11 protein-coding genes are annotated in these 14,289 nt (G+C 66.0%); 5 read left to right on the top strand and 6 right to left on the bottom strand.

Annotation, left to right across the window (positions count from 1 at the left end):
• Window positions 1-52: 52 nt before the first annotated feature.
• From ML401_RS23620 to ML401_RS23605, 4 genes are all read right to left on the bottom strand, one after another.
• Window positions 53-958, bottom strand: a complete 906-nt coding sequence (locus tag ML401_RS23620) for a LysR substrate-binding domain-containing protein (RefSeq protein ID WP_285807080.1) — start codon at window positions 956-958, stop codon at window positions 53-55.
• 125 nt (window positions 959-1,083) lie between these two features.
• The gene (locus ML401_RS23615; protein ID WP_285807079.1) at window positions 1,084-2,436 is read right to left on the bottom strand and encodes an MFS transporter; all 1,353 of its coding nucleotides are present in this window, start codon (window positions 2,434-2,436) and stop codon (window positions 1,084-1,086) included.
• A gap of 295 nt (window positions 2,437-2,731) precedes the next feature.
• Complete coding sequence (locus tag ML401_RS23610; protein ID WP_285807078.1) at window positions 2,732-4,684, bottom strand: hypothetical protein; 1,953 nt, start codon at window positions 4,682-4,684, stop codon at window positions 2,732-2,734.
• Window positions 4,685-4,770: 86 nt separating this feature from the next.
• A complete protein-coding gene (locus tag ML401_RS23605; protein ID WP_194403273.1) occupies window positions 4,771-5,853 on the bottom strand; it encodes a YbhN family protein in 1,083 nt (360 codons plus the stop codon).
• Window positions 5,854-6,280: 427 nt separating this feature from the next.
• Here ML401_RS23605 and ML401_RS23600 point away from each other — a divergent pair, with 427 nt between their 5' ends.
• The 3 genes from ML401_RS23600 (at window position 6,281) to ML401_RS23590 (ending at window position 10,851) form a co-directional block, all read left to right on the top strand.
• Entirely contained in the window at window positions 6,281-6,787 is a 507-nt protein-coding gene (locus ML401_RS23600) for a ferritin-like domain-containing protein (protein WP_194403272.1), read from the top strand.
• Window positions 6,788-6,925: 138 nt separating this feature from the next.
• A complete protein-coding gene (locus tag ML401_RS23595) occupies window positions 6,926-8,335 on the top strand; it encodes an MFS transporter (protein ID WP_285807077.1) in 1,410 nt (469 codons plus the stop codon).
• A gap of 116 nt (window positions 8,336-8,451) precedes the next feature.
• Window positions 8,452-10,851 (top strand): EAL domain-containing protein, encoded by a 2,400-nt coding sequence (locus ML401_RS23590; RefSeq protein ID WP_285807076.1) that lies wholly within the window; start codon window positions 8,452-8,454, stop codon window positions 10,849-10,851.
• Between the two features lie 3 nt (window positions 10,852-10,854).
• Here the strand turns inward: ML401_RS23590 and ML401_RS23585 are convergent, their stop codons facing one another.
• Window positions 10,855-11,289, bottom strand: a complete 435-nt coding sequence (locus tag ML401_RS23585) for a hypothetical protein (RefSeq protein WP_285807075.1) — start codon at window positions 11,287-11,289, stop codon at window positions 10,855-10,857.
• A 93-nt stretch (window positions 11,290-11,382) separates the two neighbouring features.
• Here ML401_RS23585 and ML401_RS23580 point away from each other — a divergent pair, with 93 nt between their 5' ends.
• Window positions 11,383-11,970, top strand: coding sequence for a hypothetical protein (locus tag ML401_RS23580; RefSeq protein ID WP_285807074.1), 588 nt, complete (start codon window positions 11,383-11,385; stop codon window positions 11,968-11,970).
• A gap of 153 nt (window positions 11,971-12,123) precedes the next feature.
• Here the strand turns inward: ML401_RS23580 and ML401_RS23575 are convergent, their stop codons facing one another.
• Window positions 12,124-13,467, bottom strand: a complete 1,344-nt coding sequence (locus ML401_RS23575; RefSeq protein WP_194403268.1) for a PLP-dependent aminotransferase family protein — start codon at window positions 13,465-13,467, stop codon at window positions 12,124-12,126.
• A gap of 187 nt (window positions 13,468-13,654) precedes the next feature.
• Between ML401_RS23575 and ML401_RS23570 the strand changes: the two genes are divergently transcribed.
• Window positions 13,655-13,891: a DUF1127 domain-containing protein gene (locus ML401_RS23570; RefSeq protein WP_259214262.1), complete on the top strand. Its 237-nt coding sequence runs from the start codon at window positions 13,655-13,657 to the stop codon at window positions 13,889-13,891.
• The last annotated feature ends 398 nt before the right edge of the window (window positions 13,892-14,289 follow it).

Below are 14,289 nucleotides of genomic sequence, written 5' to 3'. Positions count from 1 at the left end.
CGTTCGATGCGGGTCCAAGCTAAAGCCTATATCGACCGATGCGGATTGAGCATCAATCCTCCGTCACCTCCGCGGAGGACAATTCACCGGCGATTTTGACCAGTGCCGAGAGCAGCGGATTCTCGTCGTCGCGGCGCCAGACCATGAACAACTCGACCGGCACGCGGCCCCGCAGCTTGAGCGGACGCAGCCGGACGTCGGAAATCTTCAGGCCCGCAGCCGCGGCCGGCACGATGGCAAGGCCGAGTCCGGCGCGGACCATGGCGAGGATCGAGTGGATCTGGCTGAGATGCTGGACATAGCGCGGCAGCACGTCGGCGCGGGTGAATTGCGCCACCAGGAGATCGTGGAAGTAGCGGCTCTCATAGGGCGAATACATCACGAAGGGCTGGTCGTCGAAATCCTTGATGGTGATGCTGTCGGCGCTCGCCAGCGGATGCTTCTTCGGGATCGCGGCGAGCAGGGGCTCGGCGACGACGCGGCGGCTGGTGAGCTCGGGCCGCGCGATCGGCGGCCGGAGCAGGCCGGCGTCGATCTGGCCCGAAGTCAGCGCCTCGAACTGGTCGCCCGACACCATCTCCTTCAGCGAGAAATCCACCTCGGGCAATTTTGCGCGGCAGGCTGCGACCAGTTCCGGCAGGAAGCCGTAGGCGGCGGCCGCGGTGAAGCCGATCTTCAGCGAGCCGGTCTTGCCGAGCGCGATGCGGCGGGCGACCTGCGAGGCGCTTTCCGCCAGCTTCAGGATGCGCCGCGCCTCCGGCAGGAAGCTGCGCCCGGCAGGGGTGAGGCGGACCGAGCGGCTGGTGCGCTCCAGCAGCGGCGCATCGATGATGTGCTCGAGCACCTGGATCTGCCGGGACAGCGGCGGCTGGGTCATGTTCAGCCGCGCGGCGGCGCGGCCGAAATGCAGTTCTTCGGCCACCGTGACGAAACAGCGGAGCTGGTTGAGGTCGAACATCGATACATGCCTTAGATGAATAAGGCGTTTCCCCGGGACTTCTAGCATCGATCACCCCCAAAAACAAAGACGGCGGCTTCTGAGGGCCGCCGTTGAGTTGCCTGGTCAAGCTCCCATCGGAGCCCTCAGGAGGAAGGTTTGAGCGTCACCCGCTCGATCTTGCCGACGATGACGAGGTAGGCGAACGCCGCCACCAGCGCGTTGAGGCCGACGAACACCAGTGCGCCGTTGAACGAGCCGGTCGCGGCCAGGATGTAGCCGATCACGATCGGCGTGGTGATCGAGGAGAGGTTGCCGAAGGTGTTGAACAGGCCGCCGGAGACGCCGCCGGCTTCCTTCGGCGAGGTGTCGGAGACGACGGCCCAGCCGAGCGCACCGATGCCCTTGCCGAAGAAGGCGAGCGCCATGAAACCGACCACCAGCGCCTGTCCGTCGACATAGTTGCAGGCGATGATCGACATCGACAGCAGCATGCCGCCGACGATTGGGATCTTGCGCGCCATGGTCAGCGAGCCGGTCCGGCGCAGGATCGCGTCCGAGATGATGCCGCCGAGCACGCCGCCGATGAAGCCGCACAGCGCCGGCAGGGTCGCGACGAAGCCGGCCTGCAGAATCGACAGGCCGCGCTCCTTGACGAGGTAGACCGGAAACCAGGTCAGGAAGAAATAGGTCAGCGTGTTGATGCAGTACTGGCCGAGATAGACGCCGAGCATCATGCGGTTGGAGAGCAGCTGGCGGATGTGGTCCCAGCCGGAGCCGGCCTCGGGCGACCGCGCGCGCGGCAGGTCGTCCTTGGGCGCGTCGAGATCGACCAGCGCGCCGCCGTTCTTGATGTAGTCGAACTCGGCCTCGTTGATCGAGGGATGCTCCTTCGGGCCGTAGATGGTCTTGAGCCAGGCGAAGCCCATGACGATGCCGAGCGCGCCCATCACGAAGAACACGAAGCGCCAGCCGTACGAGTGGGCGATCCAGCCCATCAGCGGCGCGAAGATCACGGTCGCGAAATATTGTCCGGAGTTGAAGAAGGCCGACGCAGTGCCGCGCTCATTGCCCGGAAACCAAGCGGCGACGATGCGGGCATTGGCGGGAAAGGACGGCGCTTCCGCGACGCCGACCAGGAGGCGGAGCGCGAACAGCACCACGACGGCCGTGCCGGCGCTGAGGAAGCCGACCCAGCCCTGCATCAGCGTGAACAGCGACCAGATGATGATGCTGAAGGCATAGACGAGGCGCGAGCCGTAACGGTCGAGCAGCCAGCCGCCCGGTACCTGCGCCACGACATAGGACCAGCCGAACGCCGAGAAGATCCAGCCCATGGCGACGGGATCGAGATGCAGCTCCTTGGAGAGCGCGGGACCCGCGATCGACAGCGTGGCGCGGTCGGCATAATTGACTGTCGTGACCAGGAACAACATGGTCACGATGAACAGCCTGACGCGAGATCGCCTCACGTCCGCTGCGGACACCACTGCGCTCATCAGGCGCCTCCTTGAAACTCGAACATTTCCTCCAGGCGACTCCTAGAGGCGCGTGCGGCGGAGTGTCCAAGTTCAAGGCAGTATCGATCGATGCCGTTTTTGGATTGATGGAACGGCAGGTGAGGGGAACGATTGCATGGAGATGGCGAATGCGCTCACAGCGCACTCCATGGTCATTCCCCGCGCAGGCGGGGAATAGCATGCCGCAGCGTCTCGATTCAATTGCAGCTGTCACGGATTACTGGATCGTCCGGCTGCGCGGACGATGACATTGAGTTTGCGAAGGCAGCGTTGCTTACTGCTGCGCGCTCGGCAACAGCTGCGGCAGCACCCCGCGCGTCACGCCCGGCGGCACGGCATCCAGTCCGAGCACGGCACTCGCGGCCGGCAATGCCGCATCCGCCATCGCCGCATGCCCCTCGGCGCTCGGGTGCACCGCGCCGCCATAGACGGCGGAGAGCACGCCCCATGTGGCGTCGTGGATGTCGGTCGGCTGGCTCGCCGCCGGCAGGCCTTGCGGATAGGTCATCGCGGCGAAGTAGCTGTCGTTGGCGTCGCGGATCCAGCGCCCGCGGGGCAGGTAGGCGCGGTATTCCGATGCGCCGCGGCCGCACAGCATCGGCTGGCTCGCTGCGCTCACGATATCAGGATTGAAGCTCTGGCCGTTCTCGGCAAAGCAGGCGCGGTCGAATTCGGGATCGTTGCCCGAATGCGCGCAAAAGCCGTGATCGGCGAAGGCGGCCTGATGCGCATCAACGAAGGTCATGCGGTCGGCCTCGGGATCGCGGCACAGCGCGCCGCGGGTGCAGGTGGCGAGCGCCTTCAATTGCGGCAAGAACTCGGTGTCGACGAAGGTCGAGACGCGGGCGAGGCGCTGCGGGTCGGCGTTGAAGGACGGATGGATGTCGAACCCGGCGCGGCCGCCACGGCAGGGCACGCCGCCATCGGCAAGCGCGGGATTGGCGTAGGAGACATAGACGACGTGGGAGAGATCGCCGCCGACCAGCGGCTTCAAGGCCTCGCGCAGCTTGACGAAGTTCTGCGGCAGCTCGCGGGCCAGCGCATCGCGGGAATCGTCGACGCTCGCCATCACGCCGGAGCGGCGAAACAGCGCCCGCTCGGTCGCGGTGTCGACGATGACGTCGGCGACCAGGCCGGAGAAATAGACATCGTTGGCGCCGGCCGAGATCAACACGAGGTCGAGCGTGCGATCGGGCTGGCGCTTCTTCGCCGCGGTCAGCGCCTCGCGCAGCTCGGCGACCTGGGCGTTCACGCTGGTGTTGCAGACCCCGGTCTTGCCGGGGGGGCATTCGCGGGCGCGCTGCGAGCCGAGCAGCCCGTCGCTGATGCTGGCACCGGTGCAGGCGAGCGGCAGATAGGTCACGGCAATGTGGGTGTAGCGCACCGCGAGGGCCAGCGCGGTGCGCGTCTGGTAGCTGTACAGCGAGCGGTGGCAGGGCGCGTTGAACCAGAGCGCACTGTAGCGTTGCCAGTTGGCGAGCGTATCCGGCGCCTCGCAGGCGCGGCCGCCCTTGTAGCCGTGGCGGCTCGGCCGATAGTACTGTCCGCCGGCGGTGCCGAGATAAGAGCGGAAGCAGAAACCTTCGTCGGACAGCGCCAGCGGCCGGTCCGGATTGCCCTCGCCCGAGGCGATGCTGTCGCCGAGGCCGGCGACGAAGATGTCGCGGACCTGAATCTCGGTCTGGATCTTCTGGGTTGGATCGGAGCCGGAGGAGACATCGACGGTCGCGACCGTCGGCTTGCCGTAGCGGACACGCAAATTGATCGGCTCGGCGCAATCGAAGGTCGATTGTTGCGGGCCGTCGCCGTCGTCGAACGACCAGGCGCAGATGGCGCCGACCGGCACCGCGCCGACGAGGCGTACGGTGACGGGATGGTCGATCGGGGTGAGGTAGTTTTCCTTGGTGTTGTCGCGGGTGCAGGGCTGGTTGACGCGGCCCTGGAGGTCGATGCAGAGGCGGTTGACCATGTTGCGGGCCCAGCCGCGGCCTTCGCTCTGCTGCTCCAGCGATTGTTCTGCGGCGAGGATGTTGCGGTTACGCGCATTCTCGACATGGAACAGGAAGTCGCGCTCCTCGCGGAACAGCCGGAAGCGATTACGTACCTCCCAACTGATCTGCAGCGTGCCGGCATCCTGGGCGGCGGCGCGTTCTGCCGGCAAAACGGTCAAAAGCCCGGCCAGCAGCAGGGCGCAGGCGGAGAGGGTACGAAGGAATACAGGGATCATGGCCCGCGTCTTCAACGGCAAAGTTGAGGCGGAAATAAGAGAGCATTGCGCCGCCGCCCGCAACCCTTTGGTCTGGGCCGACCATTTCAGCGCTTGTTGGCCTGCCGCAGCAACCGCTCGCGCTCCATGGGCGTCACCTCCTTGGGCAGATTGGCCTGGGCACAGGCCTCCGCCAGCCGCCGCCGCTCCTGCCAGGGCTCCACCACGTTCATCCAGAGCTCGCGGGTGCCCATGATGGAGATGGCAAGGCCGAACGGGATCACGAAATAGAGAATGCGAAACACCAGGAGCGTCGCCAGGAGCTGCTCACGGCCGAATTCGGGCAGCGCCAGCAGCATGGCAGCGTCGAACACGCCGATCGAGCCGGGCGCATGGCTGGCGAATCCGAGCAGCGTCGCCAGGATGAACACCACGGCGAGCGACATGAAGTCGATCGGCGGGTTGGCCGGCATCAGGAGGTACATCGCCGTGGCACAGAAGCCGAGATCGACCACCCCGATCAGAATCTGGACCAGGGTCAGCGGCGCGGAAGGCAGCACCACCTTCCAGCCCTTCTGGCCGAGCTCGCGTCGCTTTTCGCCCATGCAGAGCCAGACCAGATAGGCGCCGATCGAGGCGAGGCCGCCAAGCGCGATCAGCCGGTTGATCGACGACGGCAGCTGATCCATCGAAGACGCCGCATCCGGATGGATCGCCATGCCGATCGAGAGCACGAAGATGTTACCGAGCCAGAAGGTCAGGCCGGACAAGAAGCAGATCTTGGCGACGTCGATCGCGTTCAAGCCATAGTCCGAATAGATCCGGAAGCGGATCGCGCCGCCGGTGAACACGGTGGCGCCGATGTTGTGGCCGATCGAATAGGACGTGAAGCTGGAGAGCGCCGCGATGCGATAGGGCACGTGCTTCTTGCCGATCGTTCGCAGTGCAAAAAAATCGTAGAAGGTCAGCGTACAGAACGCGAAAAACACGCAGATCGCCGCCAGCCCGATGCTCCCGCGGGGGATCTCGGTTAACGCAGTCAGGATGACCCCGGTATCGATGCCCTTGAGGGTCCGCACCAGCGTGGTGATCGCGAAAGCGATGATGAAGATGCTCGCGGCAACGCCAAGGCGTCGCCAGCCGATCCATCTCTTGAAGCCGCGTTTCAGCGCGGGCAGCAGTCCGTGCATTCATCCTCCCGGCGGGGGGCAAGACCGACCAGGCCAGGCATTGGCCAGTCGGGTGTGATCATGTCCAAAGGCAGGCATCGATCGCTCGGCATGATCCAGCTCATTTAAGGCAAAAACAGCGGCTTGTGCAGCCCTTGACAACAAGAGGTTCTGCGCTGGACCGGCCACTTTGTCATACGTGGTTCACATCGAAGGCGCGTTAAGCATATGAGTCGTGAAACCGGTCCGGCTCGTGCGTTCGTATGGGCCCTATGATTTCAGGTCCCGGCGCCGGCCGCATTGTTCCAGCGCAAGCCTTACGGGTCTTTTTTGGAACGTCGATGCCGGGCGCTCGTTGGGCCCCATCAGCAACCGAGCATGGCGGAATAAGCGGCTTTTCGTGCAGGCCGCGGCCTTCGTGTTCCAAGAACCGGAAGAGGACGGAACGATGGGACTGTTCACAAAAGACATCAAGACCATGAATGACCTATTCGTGCACCAGCTCCAGGACATCTATTACGCCGAGCAGCAATTGACTAAGGCGCTGCCGAAGATGGCGAGCAAGGCCACGGATCCACAGCTGAAACAGGGCTTTTTGACGCACCTCGAGGAGACCAAGGAGCACGTCAAGCGGCTCGAGGAAGTGTTCAAGATGCATGGCGTCCCCGTGAAGGCGGTCGACTGTCCGGCGATCGACGGCATCATCGAGGAAGCCGACGAGACCGCCGGCGAAGTCGCCGACAAGGCGGTGCTCGATGCCGCGCTGATCAACGCGGCGCAGGCCGCCGAACATTATGAGATCGTGCGCTATGGCAGCCTGATCGCCTGGGCCAAGCAGCTCGGCCGCAACGATTGCGCCAGCGTGCTCGCCAAGACGCTCGAGGAGGAAAAGGCGACCGACAAGAAGCTGACGACGCTCGCCGAGAGCAAGGTGAATTTGCGCGCGGCGAGCTGATGCAAGGCCAACCATGATTGGCGCCGCGCGGTAGTCCGCGCGGCGCTTTCACGCTCAACATCATTATTCGGTCGTTCTCGAAGCATGACGGAGGGTTAAAGGCGTACATGTCGCATGGGGCTGCAATCGAGGTGCAGCATGCGAGCCAACACCATCAAATATGAAACCTTCGACGGCAGGGCCGACACGCCACGCGCGGGCTCGGCTCTTGCGACTTCTCTCACGCTGGCCGCAATGAGTCTCGGCTATGGCGTGGTGCAGCTCGACGTCACCATCGTCAACACGGCACTCGATGCGATGGGCCGGGCGCTCGGCGGCGGCGTCGCCGAGCTGCAATGGGTGGTCAGCGCCTACACTATCGCGTTTGCCGCCTTCATCCTGACGGCTGGCGCTCTCGGCGACCGGATCGGCGCCAAGCGCGTCTTCATGGCGGGGTTCGCCATCTTCACCGCGGCCTCGCTCGCCTGCGCGCTGTCACCCAATGCGACCGTGCTGATCGGCGCCCGGCTGGTCCAGGGGCTGGCGGCGGCGATCCTGGTGCCGAACTCGCTTGCGCTGCTCAATCATGCCTATGCGGACGACCGCGCACGCGGCCGCGCCGTTGCGGTCTGGGCAGCCGGAGCCAGCCTTGCTCTCACCGCCGGCCCCTTCGTCGGCGGCGCGCTGATCACGCTGGTCGGATGGCGCGCCATCTTCCTGGTCAATCTGCCGATCGGGCTCGCCGGCCTGTGGCTGAGCTGGCGCTATGCCAGCGAGACCACACGGGCGCGCTCGCGCGAGATCGATCTGCCCGGCCAGCTTGCCGCGATCGGAGCGCTGGGGGCGCTGGCCGGCGCCATTATCGAAGGCGGTGCGCTGGGTTGGGGACATCCGGCGGTGATCGCAGGCTTTGCCGGCTCTGCCATTCTCGCTGCGCTCTTCATCTGGCGCGAGAGGTGCGCGGCGCAGCCGATGCTGCCGTTGTCGCTGTTCGGCCACAGGCTGTTCGCGCTCACCTCGCTCGTCGGCCTGCTCGTCAACATCGCCATCTACGGCCTGATCTTCGTGCTCAGCCTGTACTTCCAGCGGATCAACGGGCTGTCGGCGTGGTGGACCGGGCTTGCTTTCGTGCCGATGATGGCGGCGGTGCTGCCGATCAATCTGCTGGCGCCGCGCCTCGCCGAGCGCATCGGCGCGTGCCCGACCATCGTCGTCGGTGCCTGCGTGTCGGCGCTCGGCTGTCTCGGTCTGCTGTGGATCGCGGCCGACACGAGCTATTGGATGATCTGCGGGCAGATGATCGCGATCAGCGGCGGCCTAGGGCTATTGGTACCGCCGCTGACCTCGACGTTGCTGGGCAGCGTCGACAAAGCGCGCTCCGGCATCGCGGCGGGCGTCCTCAACGCGACGCGGCAGACCGGCAGCGTCCTCGGCGTTGCCTTGTTTGGATCGCTGATCGCGGGAACAGGCGCCTTCATGGAAGGCCTGCATGTGTCGTTGATTATTTCAGCGGCGGTCTTGTTGCTGGCGGCGGCGGTGATCGGCTTCGGTGCACCGGCGCGAGAATGACAATGTGAACGAATCCGGACATCCGCCATTTACCATTCGCGGACCGGTCATGTAGCCGGTTACCGATCGTCCACCTCTGTCGGTTCAAGTGCGAGTCCATAGGGACGGGGCCCGCAATGTATCAAGTTCTTTACTGTCTTACCGAGGAGCACGATCTGCGCCTCGTCGCGCTCGGCGGTGCGGTGTGCCTGCTCGCCAGCGCAGCGGCGATCAGCCTGTTCCATCGCGCGCGTGCGACGCACGGGCTCGAACGTCTTGCCTGGATCGGCCTCGATGCTGCCGTCAGCGGCTGCGGCATCTGGGCGACGCATTTCATCGCGATGCTCGCCTATGGGCCGGGAGGCGCGGGCGCCTACAACATCCCGGTGACGATCATGTCGCTGATCTTTGCGATCGCGGTGACCTTCGTGGGGCTGAGCATCGCCGTATCGTCCTCGCGCGCGGCGTGGGTCGCCCTTGGCGGCGCCATCGTCGGCACCGGTGTCGCGGCGATGCATTACACCGGCATGGCGGCGCTGGAGATACCCGCGCGGGTGGGCTGGATCGGAAGCACGGTTGCTATCTCGATCCTGTCCGGAATTCTCTTTGCGGCGCTTGCCCTGTTTGTGGCGGCGCGACGCGATGACCTCTTCCATGCGCTGACGGCGACTGCGCTGCTGACGATCGCCATCGTGGCACATCATTTCACGGCCATGGGCGCGGTGCTGCTGACGCCGGATCCGACGCTCGCGATCAGCGGCCTGTCGATCCCGCCGGCCTCGCTGTCCTTCCTCACCGCCAGCGCCGCGGTCGCGATCATCGCGATCGCCCTCGTGGCCGCGCTGCTCGACCGCCGCGCCAAGGGCGAACTGGGGGCCCAGCAAATGGTGTTGGACACGGCGCTCGAGAACATGTCGCAGGGGCTGTGCATGTTCGACGCCGACGGCAAGATCATCCTGTTCAACGAGCGCTATGCGGCGATGCTTCGCCGCACCGACATCGCGCTGACCGGCCGCCGGCTGGTCGACATCTTGCGGGACGAGCAGGCCAAGGGCCAATGGCAGGGCGATGCCGATGAATTCTTCGCCCGCCTCGTCGCCGACGCGCGCGAGGGCCGCACCACGACCGACGTGGTCAACCGGTTCGGCCGCTCCATCCGGGTGGTCAACCAGCCGATGCACGGCGGCGGCTGGGTCGCGACCTTCGAGGACATCACCGAATGGCTGGAGGCGCAGGCCAAGATCTCGCACATGGCGCGCCATGACGCGCTGACCAGCCTGCCGAACCGCGTGCTGTTCCACGAGCAGCTCGAGCAGGGGCTGCGCCGGACAAGGTCGGGCGAGCAGCTCGCGGTGCTCTGTCTCGATCTCGATCACTTCAAGGACATCAACGACTCGCTCGGCCATCCCATCGGCGATGCGCTGCTGAAGGAGGTCGGCCGCAGGCTGACGGCCGTCGTCGACGAAAGCGACACCGTGGCGCGGCTGGGCGGCGACGAGTTCGCCGTGGTCCAGATCGGACGCTCCGAGGAAACCGCCGCGAGGTCGCTCGCCCGCCGTCTCGTCGAGGTCATCTCGGCACCGTACGAGATCGACGACCATCAGATCGTGATCGGCGTCTCGATCGGCATCTCGCTGTCGCCGCAGGACGGCAGCGACCCGGACGAATTGCTGAAGAATGCCGACCTCGCGCTCTACCGCGCCAAGGCGGACGGCCGCGGTACCTATCGCTTCTTCGAGACCGGCATGGATGCCCGCGCGCAGGCGCGGCGGCTCCTGGAAATGGATCTGCGCGCGGCGCTGCAACGTGGCGAGTTCGAGCCGTACTACCAGCCGATCCGCGACGTCATCAGCGGTCGCGTCGTCGCTTTCGAGGCGCTGCTGCGCTGGAACCATCCGCACCGCGGCCTGATCGCACCCATCGACTTCATCCCGCTGGCCGAGGAGACCGGACTGATCGTCCAGCTCGGCGAATTCGTGCTGCGCTCCGCCTGCATCGACGCGGCGAGCTGGCCTGACGACGTCGACCTCGCCGTCAATCTGTCGCCGGTGCAGTTCAAGAATCCGAACCTGATCGCGTCCGTGACCGAGGCGCTGGCCGCTTCGGGGCTCGATGCGCGACGCCTCGAGCTCGAGATCACCGAATCGGTGCTGCTGCAGAACAGCGAGGCGACGCTGACCACCCTGCACGAGCTGCGCGGCATGGGGGTGCGGATCTCGCTCGACGATTTCGGCACCGGCTATTCGTCGCTCAGCTACCTGCGCAGCTTCCCGTTCGACAAGATCAAGATCGACCGCTCGTTCGTGTCGGAGCTGGCGACGCGCGAGGATTCCATGGCGATCATCCGCGCCGTGACCGGCCTCGGCCGCAGCCTCGGCATCGTCACCACCGCGGAAGGCGTCGAGAATGATGCGCAGCTCGAGCTGCTCAGGCGCGAGGGCTGCAATCAGGCGCAGGGCTATCTGTTCAGCAAGCCGCGGCCGGCCTCCGACGTGACGATCATGCTGGACCGCCCGCGGCTGCTGGCGTCGGCGTGAGGTTCAGCCGCGGCGCAGCGCGAAATGGGCGCCGCAGAACGCCATGACGGCGCCAAGGCATAGCGCGGCGAGCCCGGCGAGCACGCCCGAGACGGTCGGGATCGGGCTCGGCGCCGAGGCCACCTGACCCGCACCTGCGAGCAGGAGCACGCCGACTGCGATCAGGAACTGCCGCATCCGCTGCGGGATCTGGCCAGACACGGCGCTCTGCATCAAGCTCGCGGTGAAATAGCCGCCGGAGAATCCGACCGTGGCGATCAGCCACCAGGCAATCGCCGCGCCCGCGGGGATGAACTCGGCCGTGTCGGAACGCCAGAGCCCGCCGAGGTCGAGGCCGTAGCGCGCGCCCAGCATGTGCACCGCGAGCGCCAGCAGCACGCCGGAGATCATTGCGGCGCCGAGAATCAGACGGCGCGGAAAAAAGGTCGTCTCAGCCATGCCTCGCTTGTAGGATGGGCAAGGGCGATCGCGCAAGCGGATCGCCGGCGGGATGGCGCGGACGGGATCGCGCGGACGGGATCGGTTGTCGGGATGCAGGGTTCGGAGGCCGAGGCCGCGCCAGTTGTGAGCTATGCCTACAAGGCGTCGCTGATCGGCTCGGCGCATCGCTTCGAGCTGACGGAGCAGGGGCTGTCCTGGCACATCTCCGGCCGCTCGGGCCTGTGGCCTTATGACGAGATCAGTGCAATCCGGCTGTCGTTCCGCCCGGTGTCGATGCAGCAGCACCGCTTTCGCGCCGATGTCACGCACAATAGCGGCCGCCGCATCGCGATCCTGTCGACGAGCTGGCAGACCGCGGCGCTGATGGCGCCGCAGGACAACGGCTTTCGCGCGTTCATCGTCGAATTGCATGCGCGGATGGCCAAGGCCGGCAGCCGCGCGGCGCTGACCGCCGGGCTCGGCCGCACAGCGTATGCGACGGTGCTAGTATTTCTGGCGATGCTGACGGTCGCGATGGCGGGCCTGTTGATCCGTGCGCTGATGATCGACGAGTTCGCCGGCGCGCTGTTCATCCTCGGCTTTGCCGCGCTGTTCGCCTGGCAGGTCGGCGGCTTCGTGCGGCGGAACCAGCCACGCGCCTATACCCTGGCGCGCCTGCCGCAATCGCTGCTGCCGTAGCCCTGCAACCGGCCGCTGATCGATTGTCAGCGGGGCCGGCCGCCGGACTCGGAGCAATCCAAATAGACGCCGATGAGCGGCCATGGTCCGAACGGACATCCCTGCGGAACTTGTCCTCGGCTGGAGGCGCGTCGGCGCAAAGGCCCCCGCGATCTACTCCGTGGAGTCGAAATCCTCTTCCTTGGTGCCGAGCAGCGACACGATGGTGCGCAGGCCGGAATCGAGCTGCTCGAAGGTGGGCGGGGCGAGTGCGAGGCGCACCGCGTTCGGGGCATGACCGTGGGCGATGGCGAAGGTGGAGGACGGCGTCAGTGCAATGCCGCGCCGGGCCGCAGCGGCAACGAAGGTCTGCGAGCGCCAGTGCGGCGGCAGCGTCAGCCACAGATGATAGGAGCGCGGGTCGGCGGCGAGCTGGTAGCCGGCGAGCAGCCGTGCCGCGGTCTGCTGACGCCGCGAGGCGTCGATGCGTTTCAGGCGCGTGAGCTCGGCGACGGTGCCGTCGGCCATCAGCCGCTGCCCAGACGCCAGCGCATGGCCGGAGGCGATCCAGCCGCCGGTGCGGACCGCGCTCATCACGCTCTCGCGCAGTTGCGGCGGTGCCACGAGGATGCCGAGCGCAAGGCCCGGCGCGACCTTCTTCGACAGGCTGTCGATCACGATACAGCGATCCGGCCCGAGAGCTGCCAGCGGCGTGTCGTCGGCGAGGAAGCCGTACACGGCGTCCTCGATGATGGTGAGGTCGAGCTTTTCGGCGACGCGCATGATGTCGGCGCGCCGCGTCGCGTTCATGGTGACGCCGAGCGGGTTCTGGATGATGGGCTGCAGATACAGCGCCGACAGATGCGCCTCGCGATGCGCCTTCTGAATGGCATCGGGCCGCGCGCCGTACTCGTCCATCGGTATCGGGACCAGCGTGATGCCGAGCCGCGCCGCGATGCTCTTGACGTAGGGATAGGTGAGCGCCTCGACGCCGCAGCGGCCGCCGGTGGGCACGAGCGCCGCGAGCGCGGCCGCGAGCGATTGCTTGCCATTGGCCGTGAAGACGATCTGCTCGGCCTGCGGCGCGAAATCCTTGCGCGCGAGATAGGCGGCGGCCGCATTGCGCGCGCTCTTGGTGCCGGTGCTGGTGGAGACGCGCAGCGCCGATTCGAGCGCATCGACGCGCTCCAGTCCCGCAAGGCTCTTGGCGATCATCGCCCATTGCTGCGGCAATAGCGGGTAATTGACCTCGAAATCGATCCGCGCCTCGCGCGGCTCGCTCAGCGCCTCGACCTCGCGCCTGATGTCGCCGGAGATGAAAGTACCGCGGCCGACCTCGCCGACCACGAGCCCACGGCGGAGCAACTCCGTATAAACCCGGCTCGCGGTCGAGACCGCGATGCCACGGTCATAGGCAAAATTGCGCTGCGGCGGCAGCCGATCGCCGGGCCTTAACGTGCCGTTAGAGATATCCGAGGCAATGGCATCGGCAAGCTTCACGTACTCGAACTTGGACATTATTGCACCGAGAGCAATGTTTTACTTGCTCCGAGTAGTGTACTGAAGCATTTAAGTTCCATCAAGGTCCGCGATTGAGCCGAGGAGAGCGAGAGCAATCCGACGGCAAATGAGGTGCAGACGCCCAGTGCGTCCGCGCCAACGGCATTTGCTTTCGCCGCGCGGAACGACAGGCCGGAGAAGAAAAATGACCATTATCTCGCAAACTGCCGGGCGGAGTTTACGCCCATCCTCGACGGGCGGATTTTTCACCACGCTCGCCCACGCCGCTTATGCGCTGTTCGATCGCCTCGAGCGCCGTACCGCCGTCAAGACGCTGAACGAGCTCGACGACCGCGCCCTGCGCGACATCGGGATCACGCGCAGCCAGATCGAGGACGCCGTCTACGGGCAGTTCAAGTCCGAGCTGACGCGGTATCTGTAAGCCACCCCACTATCGCGTCCCGGACGCGCAGCAACGCGTTGCTGCGCAGAGCCGGGACTCGGGGGCCGCGCACACGCTGCAACAGGGGCCCCGGCTCTGCATCACACCGCTTGGCGCTGCGCTATGGGTTTCGCTTCGCTCTACCCATCCTGCAATTCTGCAGACGCGGCTTCGCATTCTCGCGGCGCATTTCGCCCGAGCTTTGCTTCGTTGCCTTGCCCTCGATCGAACAAGGGCGCAGGGAAGGCCAGGAGCCGGTTGGCTCCCGTGGACCGCCACGCCAAAAGCAGACTGCGTGTGCTGCGCATAGCGGAGAACAGGGCAACCGGGGACATCCCGGCCTTCCCTGCGCAGTGGTTTGAACGGCTTATGTCGCGCTCTCCTCGGGAGCGTTGCAC

It is taken from the genome of Bradyrhizobium sp. 62B (genome assembly GCF_030272265.2).
GTDB lineage: Bacteria > Pseudomonadota > Alphaproteobacteria > Rhizobiales > Xanthobacteraceae > Bradyrhizobium.
Note: the sequence above shows the minus strand (reverse complement) of the source record. Positions and strands in the feature narration are given on the sequence as shown.

Excerpts from the sequence above, each read along its gene's own strand:
- ML401_RS23620 (WP_285807080.1), bottom strand. The coding sequence starts at position 958 with ATGTTCGACCTCAACCAGCTCCGCTGTTTCGTCACGGTGGCCGAAGAA.
- ML401_RS23615 (WP_285807079.1), bottom strand. The coding sequence starts at position 2,436 with ATGAGCGCAGTGGTGTCCGCAGCGGACGTGAGGCGATCTCGCGTCAGG.
- ML401_RS23610 (WP_285807078.1), bottom strand. The coding sequence starts at position 4,684 with ATGATCCCTGTATTCCTTCGTACCCTCTCCGCCTGCGCCCTGCTGCTG.
- ML401_RS23605 (WP_194403273.1), bottom strand. The coding sequence starts at position 5,853 with ATGCACGGACTGCTGCCCGCGCTGAAACGCGGCTTCAAGAGATGGATC.
- ML401_RS23600 (WP_194403272.1), top strand. The coding sequence starts at position 6,281 with ATGGGACTGTTCACAAAAGACATCAAGACCATGAATGACCTATTCGTG.
- ML401_RS23595 (WP_285807077.1), top strand. The coding sequence starts at position 6,926 with ATGCGAGCCAACACCATCAAATATGAAACCTTCGACGGCAGGGCCGAC.
- ML401_RS23590 (WP_285807076.1), top strand. The coding sequence starts at position 8,452 with ATGTATCAAGTTCTTTACTGTCTTACCGAGGAGCACGATCTGCGCCTC.
- ML401_RS23585 (WP_285807075.1), bottom strand. The coding sequence starts at position 11,289 with ATGGCTGAGACGACCTTTTTTCCGCGCCGTCTGATTCTCGGCGCCGCA.
- ML401_RS23580 (WP_285807074.1), top strand. The coding sequence starts at position 11,383 with ATGCAGGGTTCGGAGGCCGAGGCCGCGCCAGTTGTGAGCTATGCCTAC.
- ML401_RS23575 (WP_194403268.1), bottom strand. The coding sequence starts at position 13,467 with ATGTCCAAGTTCGAGTACGTGAAGCTTGCCGATGCCATTGCCTCGGAT.
- ML401_RS23570 (WP_259214262.1), top strand. The coding sequence starts at position 13,655 with ATGACCATTATCTCGCAAACTGCCGGGCGGAGTTTACGCCCATCCTCG.